This window comes from uncultured Tenacibaculum sp. (assembly GCF_947504135.1).
Classification (GTDB): Bacteria; Bacteroidota; Bacteroidia; order Flavobacteriales; family Flavobacteriaceae; genus Polaribacter.
On the sequence record NZ_CANNGG010000005.1, the window covers coordinates 102,975 to 120,050 of the forward strand.

19 protein-coding genes are annotated in these 17,076 nt (G+C 32.2%); 4 read left to right on the forward strand and 15 right to left on the reverse strand.

Annotated elements, in window-relative coordinates; all coding sequences use genetic code 11:
* Positions 1–2: 2 nt before the first annotated feature.
* The 12 genes from Q0663_RS11190 to Q0663_RS11245 all read right to left on the reverse strand — a co-directional run bounded on the left by Q0663_RS11190 (position 3) and on the right by Q0663_RS11245 (position 10,506).
* Positions 3–1,418 (reverse strand): SDR family oxidoreductase, encoded by a 1,416-nt coding sequence (locus Q0663_RS11190; RefSeq protein ID WP_299011010.1) that lies wholly within the window; start codon positions 1,416–1,418, stop codon positions 3–5.
* Positions 1,415–2,029 carry a flavin reductase gene (locus Q0663_RS11195; RefSeq protein ID WP_299011013.1) on the reverse strand — a complete coding sequence of 205 codons (615 nt, stop codon included), beginning with the start codon at positions 2,027–2,029 and terminating at the stop codon, positions 1,415–1,417. The genes Q0663_RS11190 and Q0663_RS11195 overlap by 4 nt, the downstream gene beginning before the upstream one ends.
* Positions 2,029–3,339 carry a lipopolysaccharide core heptose(II) kinase RfaY gene (locus tag Q0663_RS11200; protein ID WP_299011017.1) on the reverse strand — a complete coding sequence of 437 codons (1,311 nt, stop codon included), beginning with the start codon at positions 3,337–3,339 and terminating at the stop codon, positions 2,029–2,031. The genes Q0663_RS11195 and Q0663_RS11200 overlap by 1 nt, the downstream gene beginning before the upstream one ends.
* The gene (locus Q0663_RS11205) at positions 3,336–3,989 is read right to left on the reverse strand and encodes a TetR family transcriptional regulator C-terminal domain-containing protein (protein ID WP_299011020.1); all 654 of its coding nucleotides are present in this window, start codon (positions 3,987–3,989) and stop codon (positions 3,336–3,338) included. Before Q0663_RS11205 ends, Q0663_RS11200 begins: the two co-directional genes overlap by 4 nt.
* A gap of 3 nt (positions 3,990–3,992) precedes the next feature.
* Positions 3,993–4,466 carry a TspO/MBR family protein gene (locus Q0663_RS11210; RefSeq protein WP_299011023.1) on the reverse strand — a complete coding sequence of 158 codons (474 nt, stop codon included), beginning with the start codon at positions 4,464–4,466 and terminating at the stop codon, positions 3,993–3,995.
* Positions 4,453–5,154: a lycopene cyclase domain-containing protein gene (locus Q0663_RS11215; protein WP_299011025.1), complete on the reverse strand. Its 702-nt coding sequence runs from the start codon at positions 5,152–5,154 to the stop codon at positions 4,453–4,455. The genes Q0663_RS11210 and Q0663_RS11215 overlap by 14 nt, the downstream gene beginning before the upstream one ends.
* Entirely contained in the window at positions 5,151–5,606 is a 456-nt protein-coding gene (locus Q0663_RS11220; RefSeq protein ID WP_299001489.1) for a sterol desaturase family protein, read from the reverse strand. The genes Q0663_RS11215 and Q0663_RS11220 overlap by 4 nt, the downstream gene beginning before the upstream one ends.
* Positions 5,603–6,049 (reverse strand): hypothetical protein, encoded by a 447-nt coding sequence (locus tag Q0663_RS11225; protein WP_299011029.1) that lies wholly within the window; start codon positions 6,047–6,049, stop codon positions 5,603–5,605. The genes Q0663_RS11220 and Q0663_RS11225 overlap by 4 nt, the downstream gene beginning before the upstream one ends.
* Positions 6,046–6,888: a phytoene/squalene synthase family protein gene (locus Q0663_RS11230; protein ID WP_299011031.1), complete on the reverse strand. Its 843-nt coding sequence runs from the start codon at positions 6,886–6,888 to the stop codon at positions 6,046–6,048. The genes Q0663_RS11225 and Q0663_RS11230 overlap by 4 nt, the downstream gene beginning before the upstream one ends.
* Complete coding sequence (locus tag Q0663_RS11235; protein WP_299011034.1) at positions 6,872–8,353, reverse strand: NAD(P)/FAD-dependent oxidoreductase; 1,482 nt, start codon at positions 8,351–8,353, stop codon at positions 6,872–6,874. Before Q0663_RS11235 ends, Q0663_RS11230 begins: the two co-directional genes overlap by 17 nt.
* Positions 8,354–8,432: 79 nt before the next feature.
* Positions 8,433–9,392 carry a fasciclin domain-containing protein gene (locus Q0663_RS11240; RefSeq protein WP_299011037.1) on the reverse strand — a complete coding sequence of 320 codons (960 nt, stop codon included), beginning with the start codon at positions 9,390–9,392 and terminating at the stop codon, positions 8,433–8,435.
* 196 nt (positions 9,393–9,588) lie between these two features.
* Positions 9,589–10,506 (reverse strand): MerR family transcriptional regulator, encoded by a 918-nt coding sequence (locus tag Q0663_RS11245; RefSeq protein ID WP_299011040.1) that lies wholly within the window; start codon positions 10,504–10,506, stop codon positions 9,589–9,591.
* 87 nt (positions 10,507–10,593) lie between these two features.
* Between Q0663_RS11245 and Q0663_RS11250 the strand changes: the two genes are divergently transcribed.
* Positions 10,594–11,544, forward strand: a complete 951-nt coding sequence (locus Q0663_RS11250; protein ID WP_299011043.1) for a GSCFA domain-containing protein — start codon at positions 10,594–10,596, stop codon at positions 11,542–11,544.
* Positions 11,545–11,554: 10 nt separating this feature from the next.
* On the opposite strand, the gene Q0663_RS11255 is transcribed toward Q0663_RS11250, so the two are convergent.
* Entirely contained in the window at positions 11,555–11,836 is a 282-nt protein-coding gene (locus Q0663_RS11255; RefSeq protein ID WP_299011046.1) for a rhodanese-like domain-containing protein, read from the reverse strand.
* 34 nt (positions 11,837–11,870) lie between these two features.
* Positions 11,871–13,628, reverse strand: a complete 1,758-nt coding sequence (locus tag Q0663_RS11260; protein WP_299011049.1) for an aromatic amino acid hydroxylase — start codon at positions 13,626–13,628, stop codon at positions 11,871–11,873.
* Positions 13,629–13,743: 115 nt separating this feature from the next.
* Here Q0663_RS11260 and Q0663_RS11265 point away from each other — a divergent pair, with 115 nt between their 5' ends.
* Both Q0663_RS11265 and Q0663_RS11270 read left to right on the forward strand, forming a co-directional pair.
* Entirely contained in the window at positions 13,744–14,511 is a 768-nt protein-coding gene (locus Q0663_RS11265) for a M48 family metalloprotease (protein ID WP_299011052.1), read from the forward strand.
* Between the two features lie 79 nt (positions 14,512–14,590).
* A complete protein-coding gene (locus tag Q0663_RS11270) occupies positions 14,591–14,851 on the forward strand; it encodes a hypothetical protein (RefSeq protein WP_299011055.1) in 261 nt (86 codons plus the stop codon).
* A gap of 56 nt (positions 14,852–14,907) precedes the next feature.
* Here Q0663_RS11270 and Q0663_RS11275 read toward each other — a convergent pair whose 3' ends face one another.
* Positions 14,908–15,411, reverse strand: coding sequence for a hypothetical protein (locus Q0663_RS11275; RefSeq protein ID WP_299011058.1), 504 nt, complete (start codon positions 15,409–15,411; stop codon positions 14,908–14,910).
* 146 nt (positions 15,412–15,557) lie between these two features.
* Between Q0663_RS11275 and gpmI the strand changes: the two genes are divergently transcribed.
* Positions 15,558–17,075 carry a 2,3-bisphosphoglycerate-independent phosphoglycerate mutase gene (gene gpmI, locus Q0663_RS11280; RefSeq protein WP_299011061.1) on the forward strand — a complete coding sequence of 506 codons (1,518 nt, stop codon included), beginning with the start codon at positions 15,558–15,560 and terminating at the stop codon, positions 17,073–17,075.
* Position 17,076: the final 1 nt, after the last annotated feature.

Below are 17,076 nucleotides of genomic sequence, written 5' to 3' on the forward strand. Positions count from 1 at the left end.
AATTATTTTGACAAAAAATTAATGAGTTGCTTAAATATAAGTCCATGAAACGGTAAAACAGCAAACCAATAAACTCTACCCCATATTCCTTTAGGTCTGAATACTGCTTTTTGATAAAGTAAGCCGTCTTTAATAACATACTCTAACCATGCCTCTCCTGGTAGTTTCATTTCTGCAAAGAGCAATAAACGTTTATTATCTTTATCCGCTAATAACACACGCCAAAAGTCAAGCGCATCTCCTGGCTCTAACTTAGTCGGATCTCTTCTACCTCTACGCAGCCCAACACCTCCAAAAACTTGATCTATAAAACCTCTTATCTTCCAAAGAAAATTGAACTTATACCATCCTGTTTCTCCTCCTATACTCCAAATTTTATGTAATGTTTCTGTTTCATTTTGCACTTCTCTAACTCTAATATCTTTAAAACATCCGTATTGAGGTATTTGAATATGTTTTGCTAGTTGGTCATGAAAAACACCACTACTCATAGCATCTTTCCAACTAGAAATTACTTCGTTTTGTTCTATTTTTTGAAAAGCTAATGCTACCGCTTCTTTATAGGTTATTGGCGCTACATTAAGTAACATATTAATAGCACTTGGTTTTGCTATTACTTCAACCTTCATACTATCCACTAGAGCTTGCGCCAGATTAAAAGAGGTTGATGTTACAAAATATAACCAATAGGAAGACAGCTTTGGTGTTAAAACTGGGAGTGTGTAAATATATCTTTTAAAACCTCTTACCTCAGCAAACTGCAATAACATTTCTTTATAGGTTAATATTTCAGGACCGCAGATATCAAAAGATTTATTGTGGGTTTCTTTAACCTGTAAACTGTTTTCTAAAAAAGCTAATACGTCTCTAACCGCAATAGGCTGTGTTTTCGTTTTTAACCATTTTGGTGTTACCATTACTGGAAGCTTTTCTACTATATCTCTTATAATTTCAAAAGAAGCACTTCCACTTCCTACAATAATTCCTGCTCTAAAGGTTGTTAATGCATAACTGTTTGATTGTAGCTTTTTTTCTACTTCGTATCTTGACTGCAAATGTTTAGATAATGAATTATCATTTACAATTCCGCTTAAGTATACAACTTGTTTACAGTTGGTAGGCTCTATCAAACTTTTAAAGTTTTCTGCACAGGTTAACTCTAAGTTTTCAAAGTTTTCTGATGTCGTAGCCATCGAATGTATTAAATAATACGCAGCATCGATATCTTTAGGAAAACTTGTATTTTCTATATTTAAAAAATCAACTTTTATAAAAGTAACATTCGGATTGTTTTCAAACTCATCTGGTATTCTATCTAAATCACGAACACAACAAACTAACTTGTGATTACTTTCTAGTAACCTAACAATTAATCGTTTTCCTATATAACCTGTTGTGCCTGTAACTAAGATTTTCATTCCTTTGGTCTTTGATATGATAATCTTGTATAATTTTCTGCAACCATATAAGTGTCTAAACCATTAATGGCTGCTATTTTTTCAGTAGATAGGTTTAACAAACCATCTTCTGAAAGCATAGAGTCCTTAAAATACAAATCAGTAACTTCACCTAACACTAAAATAGTTCCGTTAGCTTTTATATGATGCTCTTCTAAAAACTTCATTCCTATTTGTAAAGGTGATTCCGCTACAAAAGGAGCATAAAAATCATTCTTAAATTCTTCTGACAATGCTGTTTTATCAAATTCTGAAATTTCCGAAGGATATTTAGCCGAGGTATGATGCGCTTCCTCAATTATTGCTTCATTAATAGCATTGATTGTATAATATCCTGTTTCTTTTATATTGTTATACGTATTTCTAACAACGGTTGTAGGACGTAACACAAACCCTAAAATTGCTGGGCTTGAACCATAATGCACCACCGAACTGAAAACTGCAACATTGGTTATGTTATCAGTTGATTTTGTTGCAATAAGGTTTGCTGGTTTATAACCAGAAATGCTATTCATCAAATTTATTTTATACAGATGAGGAAACTCGTCTATTTGTTGACGTGTAATGTGCATTATATCGTATTAAAATTATTGATTTTTACCTTGTTTGCTTTTAAATCGTGCATTAGGTTATATAAACCAAAAAATGTTCGATTAATGTAAATGAAGTGTTTTGACCCTCTATTTCCGTTCATCTTTTTAAGCTCGGTACTCTTGGCATATTTCTGACCTAAATCTGCTATTTTCCCGAAGAACTCCTCATCTGAAAAATCAAATTCTTCTTGCTGAAAAGGCTGTGTAAAGAGTGATAACATTTCATAAAACAATGCTTTAAAAAAGGTTATTTCTTCTGGTGTATCATCTTTTCTCAAGATTTCTAACTCATAGAGTTTACTTTCAAAAAAAGCTGGGTTATCTATATTTTCTCTTTTTGCTAGTTCGAAATAAGGCACATAAAAACTTTCAGGAACTTCTTTCATACATCCAAAATCGATAACAATCAATTCATTTGATTTGGACACTAAAAAATTCCCTGGATGCGGATCTGCATGTACTTTTTTTAGCTTGTGCATTTGATACATATAAAAGTCCCACAAAGCTTGTCCTAGTTTATTTGCAATATCTTCAGGCTGCTCATTTTTAGTAAATTCTGACAGGTGAACTCCATCCATCCAATCCATCGTTAAAATTCTATCTGATGACAAGTCTGGATAGTATTTTGGAAATTTTAAGTTTGGAATATGTTTACAAGCATCAGCTATTTCATTACTCTGTGCAAGTTCTAATTCGTAATTAGTTTCTTCCAGAAGCTTTTCTTCAACTTCTTTAAAATATTCATCTGAGCCTTCTCCCTTAATGTTAAACATTTTCATCGCAATAGGTTTCACCATTGCTAAATCGGTTGAAATACTATCCGCTACACCAGGATATTGAATTTTTACAGCTAACTTTTTTCCATCTTTAGTGGCTTTATGAACTTGTCCTATACTTGCTGCATTTACTGATTCTGCTGTAAACGTATCAAAAACTTCGTTCGGTGTTTTGTTGAAGTATTTTTTAAACGTTTTTGTCACTAAAGGTCCTGACAATGGCGGAACTGAAAACTGTGATAATGAAAACTTTTCTACATAAGCATTAGGTAAAATATTTTTTTCCATGCTTAGCATTTGTGCTACTTTTAATGCTGACCCTTTTAATTGTTTTAATCCATCGTAAATATCAGTAGCATTATCTTCGTTGAGCTGTTTTCTTGCTTCTTCTTCTGATTTGGTGATTTTATTTCCGTAGTATTTAGCATAATTTACACCAACTTTCACTCCTGTTGAAACTAACTTAGTAGCTCGTTCTATTTTTGACGTAGGTATTTTGTTTAAGGTTTTCATCTCATTGGTGATTTTTCTTTCCACAAAAATTTCGCTAAATCAATCACACTTTTTACAGGTGCTATTTGTTGAATATCAAAACTTGCTTTGACTGATTTTTCTATAAAAAGATCTGTTTTTTCAAAGTTTGATGACTCATCTTCTATCCAAAACTTTAAAATAAGCAATAGCTGCATCCAATACCCCTCTGCAATAGTTTTATCTTGAATTTTGTTGATTTTATCATTTTTAAAATCAATTTTTTCAAGGCTTATTTCATCTACAAAATGAATAAACTCAGTACGCAGTTCTTGCAATACTTTTAATTTCGAAAAATCTGTTTTTATCCTTTTTAACTGCGCCAATACATACGACCTATTTATTGTTAATAATTCAAAAAAGGTAAAATAGAAACTTAATAGTTTATCTTTTGGCAAATAGTCTTTATAAGCTTCTGTTTTGTGTAGTAAATGAATGGTTTCTTTAGCGAAAATTCCAAAAACAGCTTTTTCTAAGCTTTCAAAGCTTGAAAAGTGTTTATAAAATTCCGCTTCTTCAAAGTTATTTTCTTTCGCAAAAGAAAATATTGAATTCGGTTGACCTGATGATAGTACCGTATTCATATACCATTCTATTATTTTCTCTTGTGTTATATTCTTTTTTTTTGCCATAGTTTAATTATTTAATACAATATATGCGTTGAGACTAGTTGCAATCGTCATCCATATTAAATATGGAAGTATAAATAGCGTATACCACCTTACTTTTTTTACATACTCAAAAGTGAAATAACCAATAAGTAGCCATAATAAAGCGATTACAACTAAGCCTAATTTTGTTAAATGTTGATTAAAGAAAATATAGTTCCAGCTTACGTTTAAAATCCACTGATCTACATATAAAATGAGTACCTTTTTGTTTAAAAATTCATGCTGAAAACTCACTTTTGTCATATATACAGAAAACAATACCATAATGATTGTCCAAGCTACTCCAAAAACCCATCCTGCCGGTGTCCATGGAGCTTTGTTTAAAGACAAGTACCAATCTGTTCTTGGTCCTTCGTTCATTAACCAAGCACCAATAGCTAAAGCTGAAAGGTTAGCTATCAAGAATATTAAAAAACGTATGTATTTATTTTCTTTCAAGTTTTTTCCCTTTTAAATAGTTGAAGATTAACTGTGCCGAAAACAACATTGTAAATGCATAAAAAGCATCTTCAATAGGTATGGTAAAAATTCTAAATCCTAAGTTTTCTGAATTGTTATACCAAACAACTGGTTCTTCTATAAAGCTTCCTGTTAAAATTCCGTTGACAAGTAAAAAAGGAATTAATATTACCAAGAAACTAGGGTAGTATTCTTGCAATGTGTTTAAATGATTCTTTAACGCATAGCCTAACAATAGTAAAAACAGCACAAAATTTACTGTGGTATACCACTTTCCGAAGTTAAAAATCAACAACAAACTCACTAAAAAAATGAGGAAAAAGCTTACAATTACTGTCGCGGATTTTGACATTTTAAACTTTGGATATAAAAATTTTAATGCTTCATGTGTAAATAAACATGCATAAGGAATACAAAAGAAAAACATCCATTCTTCTATTGGCATATTCAGCAGTTTTAGCGATAAATGATAGTCTGAATTAAACCCCCAAACTCCCATTTGTGTAAACCAACTGTCCCAAATCAAAAAAAATAAAGCAACTGATAAAATACTAATAGCTGCTTGTTTGAAATATTGTATAAAGTGTAGTTTTTTTTCAAAAATACTATACAGTAATGGAATACTTAAACTTCCTAGATTTAATATTAAATATAAATACTGACTCATTGTCTTTTATTAAAATATTTAAAGGGCACAAACAACATTCCGAAACATTCTCCGTCGTGTTTTCCCAAATGCTTATGATGAATTTTATGTGCTTTTCGTAATCCTTTTAAGTATTGATTATTTGTTTTGTCAAACCACTTAAACCTTCTGTGAATTAACACATCATGTACCAAGAAATAGGCAATACCATAAAATAATATTCCTAGACCTATGAAGAACAAAACATTTAACTCTGGTCGAATTCCGAAGTAGAATAATAGAATGCTTGGAATTGCAAAAACCACGAAAAAAGCATCGTTTTTTTCAAAAACATGTGGATATCCTGGTTGATGGTGATCTTCATGTAAATACCAGCCAAACCCATGCATCACATACTTGTGTGTGCACCAAGTAACACCTTCCATAACAATAAACGTTAGTGTAGTTACTGCTATGTAAATTGCTATATTCATAATGATGTATTGTTAATTATATATGTATGTAAATAACTTACACTGTCTTTTTTTTGAAGCACCTCTTTTAAAAACTGCTTGTCTTTTTTAATAGAAGATGTATATCCTAAAATACTTGGTGTATTTTCTTGTATTACCAACCTAACATACCTTAGATGGATATTGTTAGGATTCTTTAAAATCAACTCTTCTAATTTGTTTTTGTTCGTGTTAAAAACTTTTAGTTTACTCCAAGGCATTGTTTTATATTTTGCCTGTTTCATTTGTAAAGAAACTACATAGGCTTGTATACTTACTTCTTTACTGTTTTTATAGTTGGCTATGTAAGCTAATTCAGCTTCTTTAGTAGCTAATTCATGGTATTCTATAACAAAATTAGGTGCATTATTGAAGCTTATAATCGACATAAAGAACAGTACTCCTAAGATACCACTTTTTATCATATTAAGTTCAATTTATACCTTACATAACTTCTTGCTAGAAGATTAATTTTCATAGGGTTTGAAATTCGAACTCTAGTATCCATAATTTTTGTTGAAGGTGTGTTTTTTAGCTTTTTTAATAGTTTTTTGTAATACCTGTATGCCATATACACTCCAAATTTTGCTTCAACTGGTAACTTTAAAATTCCGTTTTTATAAGCAAAGTCAAAATCGTCTTCTATTTCTTTAATAATTGTATTTTTTCCTTCCGCACTTAAATCCCCAAAATTGATGTTTGGAAAATAAGATCTATTCAATTCGTTAAAATCTTCTTTTAAGTCTCTTAAAAAGTTTACTTTTTGAAATGCAGACCCTAAACGCATTGCGGGCTCTTTTAGCTCCTCATATTTTTGTTCATCTCCATTTACAAAAACCTTTAAACACATTAACCCAACAACATCGGCAGAGCCATATATATATTCATTATACTCTTCTGTAGTTGTATATGCTGTTTTGTACAAATCAGCTTTCATACTTTTCAAAAACGACTGTACTAAATCATCAGAAATTTTATACTTGTTTACAGTGTGTATAAAAGAGTTTAAAATAGGGTTCAAGCTAATTCCTCTATTCTTAGACTCGTAATAATCTCTTTCAAATTTTAGTAATAATTGTTCCTTATCGTACTGATGGAAAGAATCTACTATTTCATCTGCAAAGCGTACAAAACCGTAAATATTATAAATATCTGTACGTATTTTTGGTGATAACATCTTCGTAGCTAACGAAAATGAGGTACTATATTTTTGAGTTACCAACTTACTACACGCGTAAGAAACCTCATCAAACAATTGTTTCATCTTTGTACGTTTTTAAAATTAAATCTGAAGCTATTTTTCCTGAAATTAAAGACGGAGGAACTCCTGGTCCTGGCACCGTTAATTGTCCTGTAAAAAATAAATTCTTTACTTTTTTACTTTTTATCTTGGGTCTTAAAAATGCTGTTTGTGTTAAAATATTAGCTAAACCATAAGCATTTCCTTTGTACGAATTATACTCTTTCACAAAATCATTTACACAAAAGCTTTCTTTAAACAACACATGTTTTTTCACTGATTGGTTTGTTAGTCTTTCTAACCTCTCTATTATAATATTAAAATAACGTTCTCTTAGCTCCGGAGTATCTTCTATACCAGGCGCCAATGGAATTAAAAAAGTAGCAGCTTCTTTTCCATTAGGCGCAAAAGAACCATCTGTAATTGAGGGAAAGCTCGCATAAAACAGAGGTTCTTTAGGCCAACTAGGAGCATCATATATTGTTTTTGCATGTACATCGAAGTCTGTATCAAAAAATAATGTGTGATGACATACATTTTTTAATTTCTTATCAAAACCTACATAAAAGAGTAATGATGAAGGTGCAAATGTTTTTTTACCCCAATAACTTTCTGAATATTGCCTTAGATATTTAGGCAGTAAAGTTTCAGTATGATGATAGTCTGCTCCACTTAACACTACATCAGATTCCATTAGTTTTCCATCTACCGAAACACCAATTGTTTCTCCCTTGTCATTTACTACAATTTCTTCAACATTTGCATTAGTTTGAAACTCTACACCTAGGCTAGTTGCTAAAGTAGTCATGGCCTCAATAACTTTATACATCCCTCCTTTTGGGTGCCATGTACCCAAGCCAAAATCAGCATAATTCATAAAATTATAAAACGCTGGGGTGTTACTTGGTTTTGCCCCCAGAAACAACACTGGAAATTCTAAAATTTGAATTAGTTTTTTACTTTTAATTTTCTTTCTTACTTCATGTCTAATTGTAGAGAAAAACTGAAATATCTTTCCCATAGTAACGGGAGTAACCAGCTCTAAAGGAGAAACACCAGGTTTATAAACTAAGTCGTTTATAGAAACATCGTAATTATATTTTGCTGATTTTAAAAAAGACTTCAGGTGTTTTGAACTTCCTTTTTCTTCATTTTCAAAAACCTCATAAATCTCCTCTAATGTTCCTGGAATTATAATCGAATCTTTTTCTCCAAAGTATACTTCATAAGCAGGGTTTAATCTTTCTAACTCATAGTAATCTGAAGGTTTCTTTTCAAAGTCTGCAAAAAACTTTTCAAAAACATCTGGCATCCAATACCATGTAGGCCCTATATCAAAAGTAAAACCTTCTCTTAATAACTGCCTTGCTCTACCACCAATTGTGGCATTTTTTTCCAAGATTACCACTTTATATCCAGCTTTTGCTAAATAGCAAGAAGCTGATAAAGAAGAGAAACCTGAACCTATTATGTATACTTTTTTTTTCAAATTATTCCTTATAAAGATAATTAAAACAATCATAAGCGAGAAATTAATCTCGCTCACGATCAACTGTTTAACCTAAATATTATGGTAAAAGAACACTGCTCACTACGTGAACCACCCCATTTGTTCCTTGCACATCGGTTAAAGATATTGTTACTGATTGCCCCGAAGTTGTTTCTAGCTTAGCTCCGTTAGTCAAATCAACAGTCACTATGTTTCCATCAAACATTGTGATTTCCTGATTATCGGTTAATTCATCTGATTGCACATTTCCTCCAGCAAATACATGATACTTTAACACCGCCTCTAATGTTGCGATTGGAATATCTGCTAACGAGTTCCAAGAATCATTACTATCTAACAATGCTTGAAATGCATCATTTGTTGGAGCGAATATTGTATAAGGCCCTTCTTTACTTAACAAAGAAACAAAATCAGTAGTATGACGGCTATCTGTTAAAGCTGCAACCAAAGAGGTAAAACTACTATTATTCAACGCTAAGGTTACTACATTAGCTGGCAACATTACCTTATCAATTGTGTGTATAACTCCATTTGAAGCCATAATATCTGTAGCAATTGGCTTTGAATCTCCATTAAACTCTACTGCTCCATCAACTTCCACTTGCAATGACAACATTTCATCGTTTGGACCTGTTGACAATGTTTTTACGTAGGTATTGGATAAATCAGCTGCCTTTACTTCTCCACTTATTACATGAAACAATAATACTGATTTTAATGTTTCTAGCGGAATATCATCTAATGAGTTCCATGAGTCATTACTATCTAACAACGCTTGAAATGCCGCGTTTGTAGGCGCAAAAACCGTAAAAGATCCTTCGGCTTGTAACGCCGATACTAAATCAGCTTTTTGTAAAGCAGATACTAGAGTACTTAGATTAGAATCTGCAACTGCTACATCAACTATAGTTTTGGGCTTTTCTATCACTGGATCATTATCATCGCTACACGATGTTAACAAACCAAAACTTAAAAACAGCCCCAAAAAAAACACAGAGGTTAAATTCTTTACTTTCATAATTCTACACTTTAAAATTAATGCTTACTCTTTTTATTTTTATAGTCTATTTTTCAGCCTCGATAGACTTTGTTTATCTTAAAACAAAAAACATTAAACAAAAATAGTTTTTGCCAAAAAAATGTGCTTTAATTTAAAACACACTTCAAAGTTACTTATTTTGTTTAACAAAAACAAAAAAAAGTTAAACATAATATTAAAACTGCTCTAATAACGCCACCAAAGAAGGATACATGGTTATTTTCGCTTTAAAATCAATATGACTAACCGTCATCGCTTTATTTCCTATTGCTATTAGTTCATGATTAGTATTTTCTAACATTTTGTCTATTTCAAAAAAATATTCTTCTACTTTATCTTCATATGGCTGAACAGTCATGGAAGTAATAAAACAAATTTTTGTTTCATTTTTAAAAAAGTAGTTTAAGTTATCTAAGGGCAAACTTTGCCCTAGATAAATAGTATTATACCCCCTTAATATGAGCTCATAATTTAAATACATAAGCCCTAATTCATGAATTTCATTTTCTGGAAGAAACAACACATAACTTGTATCTGAGTTATTACTAACGTACTCAAACTTCTCTATGTTAATCTGAATTTTTTGTATGATTAAATTAGATATGAAGTGTTCATGTGCTGGCAATAAGGTATCTGTTTGCCATAATAACCCTACATGATTTAAAAAAGGAATAAAAACATCTTTAAAAACCTCTCTAAAAGTCTTTGTTTTCAACAATCTGTTGTAAGCATTGTTAAATAATATTTTATCGAATTGAAACATTGCTAACTTAAAAGAATTAACAGCTTCATCGTTTGCTGCCATTTTAAAAGCTAACTCTCTTGCTTTTAAAACAATAGTATCATCAGACATTTCTGCTATTTTAGAAATCTTGATATTGTTTTTGTTCAATAGAACAACATTCAGCAACTTTTGTAAATTCTCAGAAGAATAATAACGAATATTGGTATCCGTTCTCTCTGGCGATAACAGATTGTAGCGTTTTTCCCAAATTCTAATTGTATGAGCTTTTATTCCTGAAATATTTTCGAGGTCTTTAATCGTGAATGTAGACTTTATATTGTTCAATGTATTCTTAATTCTTTTGAACAAAGATACAAATTTTAACGAATTACAAACCTACACCACTTCTTATGAAGATTTTATACTTATTTTTGATTGTTATTTTTCTTTAAACTTATGAATCTTCAAACGCGAATACCACTTACGAAGCAAAAACATAATCAAATTAATTATCAGTCAAAACTACTTTTACTTGGTTCTTGTTTTTCTGAAAATATTGGCGACAAACTGAACTACTACAAGTTTCAATCAAAACAAAACCCTTTTGGTATTTTATTCCACCCTAAGGCTATTGAAAACTTAATTACAAAAGCATTAAACAAAGAAGAATATACCGACAAAAATGTTTTTTTTTACAATGAGCGATGGCACTCTTTTGAAGCACATTCAAGTTTAAGCGCCATAAATAAAAATGAGTTATTAAGCAGCTTAAATTTATCCATACAACAAACTTTTGAGCAACTACAAAACACCACACATCTTATCATTACACTAGGTACAGCATGGGTATATAGAGAAATTACTTCGGATAGTCTTGTAGCCAATTGCCACAAAGTTCCTCAGAAATTTTTTTTAAAGGAATTATTAAGCGTTCATGAAATTTCTGAAAGCTTAGAAGCTATTAACTCTCTTGTTAAGTCAGTAAATAAAAACATTTCAGTTATTTATACGTTATCTCCTGTACGACATTTAAAAGATGGTTTTACAGAAAACCAACATAGTAAAGCACACTTACTTTCAGCTATCCATGAAGTAGTGGAACCGAGAAATGCTATTTACTATTTTCCTTCATATGAAATTATGATGGATGAATTACGTGATTATCGCTTTTATAATGAGGATATGATTCACCCAAATAAAACTGCTGTGAATTACATATGGGAAAAATTTAAACAGGTTTGGATTACAGAAGATTCATGCAAAACGATGAAGCAAGTCGAAACCATTCAAAGAGGAATAAACCACAAACCTTTTAACTCAGAATCTGAAGCTCATCAGTTATTTTTGAAAAAACTACAACAAAAAAAGGAAACACTTTTACAAGCATTTCCTTTTATGAATTTTTAATCTTCTTATTTTATTTCACTAAATATTGATCAACATTTTGCCAAGGTCCTCCGTTAATTACATCAATCCCATGGTTTTGTAAAAACTGAGTTGCTTGTCCGCTTCTACCACCACTTCTACATACTGCAATTACTGGCTTATCCCACGATTTAATTTCCTCTACATTTGTAGGAATCGTAGCTAACACAATATGCTTAGCTCCTTCACTATGCCCTTCATTCCATTCCGCTAAAGTCCTTACATCTAAAACAACTGCTCCTTTAGCTAAATATTCCTGTATTTCGTTACTCATATTTTTCTTTCTAAATAAATTAAATAATCCCATTTTATACTTCTTGGTAATTTTCCAACAAAAGTAAACCGTTTTCTATTAACGTAGTGTAACTCTTGTTACTTTTCATTTCTCCAAGATATTCACGTAACGCTCCTTTTATTGAACAATTGTTTAGTGTTGCCAATTCTAACAGCTCTAACGACAACAACCAATCATTTTTATAATTTGATTTTACTTCTGTAAAAATTTCCTCAATGTCTTCCTCAGAAACCGTGCCACCTTCCCTCAGTTCTCTTACTCTATCATATAAACTATATAACTTTCTATCTGAATCAGAATATTGAATTTTGTGCGTTTTGGTTTCTGATACTTTTCCTACATCTCCAAACGATGTTACATCAGCAGGACCAGCAAAAGCAGACACCACCTCTACACCCACAGCCATATCGTATACTCCCCAATCTGGGTGAAACAACAACGTGTCTCCATGAGTTACTGTACAGTTTTTAAAAGAAATTAGTAAAATCCTACCTCTTAAATCCCTTGTTCCCGTAATAACTTCTCCTACTACTTTTATCCCTCCTTCAAACTCTAAGGTAATCTGTTCTCCTTCATAAATACCATAAGCTTTCAAATCTCGCGGACTCATATTCTCTATTGGAATATTAATCCCTTTTAACTTTCCTATTGGACTTCCAAAACCTTCTGCATGATAATTTGTTCCGTGACCTATCAATTCTTTATCTCTATTTGCTAACACAGTAGGACCAGTTGTTTGTACGTAAATGGCTTTATTATTCTCATCAGTTATTACATTTGTAAAAACACCCGATACCTGAATACCTGTACTTAACTCGATAGTTCCTAAATTTTTTGAATCAATAAGTTTTTCAATCCCTTTCAACCCTCCTGTTCTGATAGCCATTTTATTAGCAAACTGTTCCAATACCAAACTTAAATGAGCAAAGTCTGGCGTAACAAATAATTGAGGTTGAGGTTTTGTAATATCAAAGCTTACATTAGCAGCATCTAATGTATATGGAACTTTTTCTACTTCATCTTTCATACACCATTTGCTTTCTCCTATAGAAGATAACAATCCAGCTCCATAAATTTTTGGATTTTCTAGGGTCCCTATCAATCCATACTCCACTGTCCACCAGTGTAAATTTCTAATTTGAGCCATTTCTGAAAGTTCTCCCATGTTATCCTGTAACCACTCCACTTTTTCTTGTGCTTCGTCAATATCTTTTTGAGTAGAGTTAGGGTCTTCTTTTAAGATAGACAACAAACGAATAGCTTCATACATTTCGTAATCTTTTGCTGAAGAAATCGCTTTTGCGCCAATTTCACCAAAACGGCGTAAATATTCAGCATACTCTGGGTTTGCTATAATTGGTGCATGTCCTGCAGCTTCATGAATAATATCAGGAGCTGGCGTGTATTCAATATGATCTATCGTACGCATGTCAGATGCAATCACTAACACGTTGTATGCTTGAAACTCCATAAAAGCATTTGGTGGTATAAAACCATCAACAGATACCGCTGCCCAACCTATTTCTTTCAAAATACGATTCATTCCTTGCATGTGAGGAATTTTCTCAACGGAAATGCCTGTCTTTTTCAATCCATCTAAGTACGAAGCATGCGCTACTTTCCCTAAATAATCTACATTCATACGCATTACATAACGCCATACAGCTTGGTTTTGAGCCGTATATTCATCATACGGTTGTTTTACTACGAACTTATGTAAATGCTCGGGTAACTTCTTAGTAACTTCGTTTAACTCAAAGTGAGACTCCATAATGTTGTTTGTTTTGCTGTGTAAATTTAAGTTTTTTATAGTTCACAAAAAATTGATATCCGTTAAATTATATATTTTGTACTTTTACTTTCGGGACTAATAAAATAACTTATTGATGAAAATTAAAGGAGGTTTAAAAACTCGTTTGCTTGTAGGTATAGCTATTGTTGCTTTTGCTTATCTACGTAAATGCAGTCAACAAGAGGTAAACCCTTATACAGGGAAAACACAAGCAGTTAGTTTATCTCCAGAACAAGAAATTGCTATTGGATTACAACAAGCTCCTGTAATGACTCAACAGCATGGAGGTTTGTATCCTAACGAAAACGCTCAAGCACTTGTAGACAAAGTTGGCGCAAAGCTCGTGAACAACACAGTTGCTAAAAAATCTGGTTATCAGTTCGATTTTCATTTATTAAGAGACGAAAAAACGATTAATGCTTTTGCTTTACCAGGCGGACAGGTTTTTATTACCCATGCTCTGTTTTCTCAATTAAAAAACGAAGATCAATTAGCAGGAGTTTTAGGACATGAAATTGGCCATGTATTAGGGAAACATTCTAACGAACGAATTACCGATGCCAATTTTTGGAAACTTTTAACCATGGGAGCTTCTGTCGGTGCTGATTTAGGAGAACTAGCGAATAGTATTGGACAACAAACTTTATTAAAAAACGGTCGTGGCGACGAACTAGAAAGTGATGAATTAGGCGTAAAATTAATGATTGATGCGGGGTATAATCCTGAAAACTTAATTGGCGTAATGGAAATTTTAAAAGCTGCAGCTGGTCCAAATAGAGTTCCTGAATTTCAAAGTACCCATCCTGATCCTGAAAATAGAATTGAAAAAATTAAAGAAGCTATACGTAAGTACAGAAAATAAAAGTCTTTTCAATCTTATGATTTCTGTAACAAAAGACTAATTAAGAACACTAATAAGTATAACACAAAAATTATTTGCTATGGGTTTTGGAGGATCAGTATCAGCAATGATAACCAGTTTAAAAAACAACAAAAGAAAAAGAGTAAGTGCTTTTGAAAAGCTTGAACGATTTCAAAAAGAAAATGATGATACGCTGCACTTTAAAAAATCTGCTAGTAAAAAGCAACTGGAAGAAATCCGTATAAAAACAAAAAGAGAAAATCAGATTGTATGGATAAAAAACCTCGTTTTTCTAGTTGTCATCTTTTCAATATTGTTTTACCTTATAAACCTACTATAATAAAAAAGTGACACCTGCTAGCAAGTGTCACTTTTACTTTTATTTATCTAACTGTATTATTTACCTTGAACGATATTATAGTTAATTCCAATTCCAATCGAAGTCGGCTCAATACCATCTGTAGCTACACTTTGGTAGTATCCGTAAATATTCCATTCGTCATCATGGTATCCTATTTCTGGTCTGTAATAAAAACCTCCTTCATCTCCTTCGGTTAAGAAACCATAACCAATATCGGTTCCTAAGAAAAAGTTTTCTGTAGGGTAAAACCTAAACAATCCTGCTAACGGAATAACTCCAACATCAGCAAACTGAAGCAATCCTTCTTCTTTACCAAAATAATGTGTATATCCTGTTGATACTCCAATAGCAAAACTATCTGCATCTAAGAATTGGTATTTTAAATCTGCTCCTAATGCAAAAGACGAAATATCAGACATATCACCTACTGGTAAACCACCATGAATACCCATCTTTAACCAATTTGTTCCTTCTCCTACCTGAGCTTTTACCATTGTAAAACTTGTTATTGCTAATACTAATAAAACTATTTTTTTCATAATATTGTTTTTAAGTTACACCGCAAAACTACATAGGTAACAACTTCACGATTATCTCTTTTCATTCAAATATTAACTCAAATCATTTTTTATGTTTAATACATATTCATTACAGGTATTTTAATTCAAAGAAGTAAATTTGCAACATGAACAAGAAAGTAATACTTATGATTTTGGATGGATGGGGAATTACCCAAGATCCAAAAGTATCAGCTATATACAATGCAAAAACACCATTTATCAATTCTTTATATGATAAATTTCCGAATGCAGAATTAAGAACTGACGGTGAACATGTAGGATTACCTAAAGGACAAATGGGAAATTCGGAAGTAGGACACATGAACTTAGGTGCTGGTAGAATTGTATATCAGAATTTAGCTAAAATAAACAAAGCCGTAAAAGAGGGTACACTTGCACAAGAAACCGAACTAGTAAAAGCTTTTGAGTATGCTAAAACCAACAACAAAAACATTCATTTTTTAGGATTGGTTTCTAACGGTGGAATTCATTCTCATGTCGATCATTTAAAAGGATTACTTACTTCTGCAAACGATTACGGTTTAAAAAGCGTGTATTTACATGCTTTTACTGACGGACGTGATTGCGACCCTAAATCAGGAAAATATTTTATCAACGACATTCAAGAGCACATGCAAGAAACCACAGGTGAGTTGGCAACAATCACTGGTCGTTACTACGCAATGGATCGCGATAATCGTTGGGAACGCGTGCAGCTTGCTTACGATGCTTTAGTTAACGGAAAAGGCTCACTTTCTTCGGATGCTTTAACTAGTATTCAACAAAGCTATGACGAAGGCGTAACCGATGAATTCATCAAACCAATCATAATGGTTGATGAAAACAATGAACCAAAAACAAACATTAAAGAAGACGACGTTGTTATCTTCTTCAATTTTAGAACTGACAGAGGACGTCAATTAACCGAAGCCTTAAGTCAAAAAGATTTTCCTGAATTCAACATGAAAAAATTACCGTTATATTTTGTTACCATGACAAGCTATGACGATACTTTTAAAAACATCCATGTTATTTACGATGGAAAGAACATTGAAAACACTTTGGGTGAAGTATTAGAGTCAGCTGGAAAAAGTCAAATTAGGATTGCTGAGACAGAAAAATATCCACACGTTACTTTCTTTTTCTCTGGCGGAAGAGAAGATGAATTTACAGGAGAAAAACGTTTGCTTTGTCCATCTCCTAAAGTAGCTACCTATGATTTAAAACCTGAAATGAGTGCTTATGAAATTCGCGACGCTATTGTTCCTGAACTACAAAGCGGTAATGTTGATTTTGTATGTTTAAACTTTGCTAATGGTGATATGGTTGGTCATACAGGTGTTTTTGAAGCTGCTGTTAAAGCTTGTGAAGCAGTTGACAATTGTGTTGGAGACGTAGTAACAACTGCGTTAAATAATGACTATACCACTATTTTAATTGCTGATCACGGAAACTGTGAAACGATGATTAATCCAGACGGAACACCACATACAGCGCACACTACCAATCCTGTTCCTATGATTTTAATTGACAAGGAGTTAAAATCAATAAAAAGTGGTATTTTAGGCGACATTGCTCCAACTATTTTAAAATTAATGGGTATTGAACAACCTAAAGAAATGACACAACATTCGCTTATTTAAA

Coding starts and splice junctions, on each gene's coding strand:
- Q0663_RS11195 (WP_299011013.1), bottom strand. CDS start 2,029: ATGCACATTACACGTCAACAAATAGACGAGTTTCCTCATCTGTATAAA.
- Q0663_RS11220 (WP_299001489.1), bottom strand. CDS start 5,606: ATGAATATAGCAATTTACATAGCAGTAACTACACTAACGTTTATTGTT.
- Q0663_RS11270 (WP_299011055.1), top strand. CDS start 14,591: ATGGGTTTTGGAGGATCAGTATCAGCAATGATAACCAGTTTAAAAAAC.
- Q0663_RS11260 (WP_299011049.1), bottom strand. CDS start 13,628: ATGGAGTCTCACTTTGAGTTAAACGAAGTTACTAAGAAGTTACCCGAG.
- Q0663_RS11200 (WP_299011017.1), bottom strand. CDS start 3,339: ATGAAAACCTTAAACAAAATACCTACGTCAAAAATAGAACGAGCTACT.
- Q0663_RS11250 (WP_299011043.1), top strand. CDS start 10,594: ATGAATCTTCAAACGCGAATACCACTTACGAAGCAAAAACATAATCAA.
- Q0663_RS11255 (WP_299011046.1), bottom strand. CDS start 11,836: ATGAGTAACGAAATACAGGAATATTTAGCTAAAGGAGCAGTTGTTTTA.
- Q0663_RS11225 (WP_299011029.1), bottom strand. CDS start 6,049: ATGATAAAAAGTGGTATCTTAGGAGTACTGTTCTTTATGTCGATTATA.
- Q0663_RS11230 (WP_299011031.1), bottom strand. CDS start 6,888: ATGAAACAATTGTTTGATGAGGTTTCTTACGCGTGTAGTAAGTTGGTA.
- Q0663_RS11265 (WP_299011052.1), top strand. CDS start 13,744: ATGAAAATTAAAGGAGGTTTAAAAACTCGTTTGCTTGTAGGTATAGCT.
- gpmI (WP_299011061.1), top strand. CDS start 15,558: ATGAACAAGAAAGTAATACTTATGATTTTGGATGGATGGGGAATTACC.
- Q0663_RS11275 (WP_299011058.1), bottom strand. CDS start 15,411: ATGAAAAAAATAGTTTTATTAGTATTAGCAATAACAAGTTTTACAATG.
- Q0663_RS11215 (WP_299011025.1), bottom strand. CDS start 5,154: ATGAGTCAGTATTTATATTTAATATTAAATCTAGGAAGTTTAAGTATT.
- Q0663_RS11190 (WP_299011010.1), bottom strand. CDS start 1,418: ATGAAAATCTTAGTTACAGGCACAACAGGTTATATAGGAAAACGATTA.
- Q0663_RS11240 (WP_299011037.1), bottom strand. CDS start 9,392: ATGAAAGTAAAGAATTTAACCTCTGTGTTTTTTTTGGGGCTGTTTTTA.
- Q0663_RS11205 (WP_299011020.1), bottom strand. CDS start 3,989: ATGGCAAAAAAAAAGAATATAACACAAGAGAAAATAATAGAATGGTAT.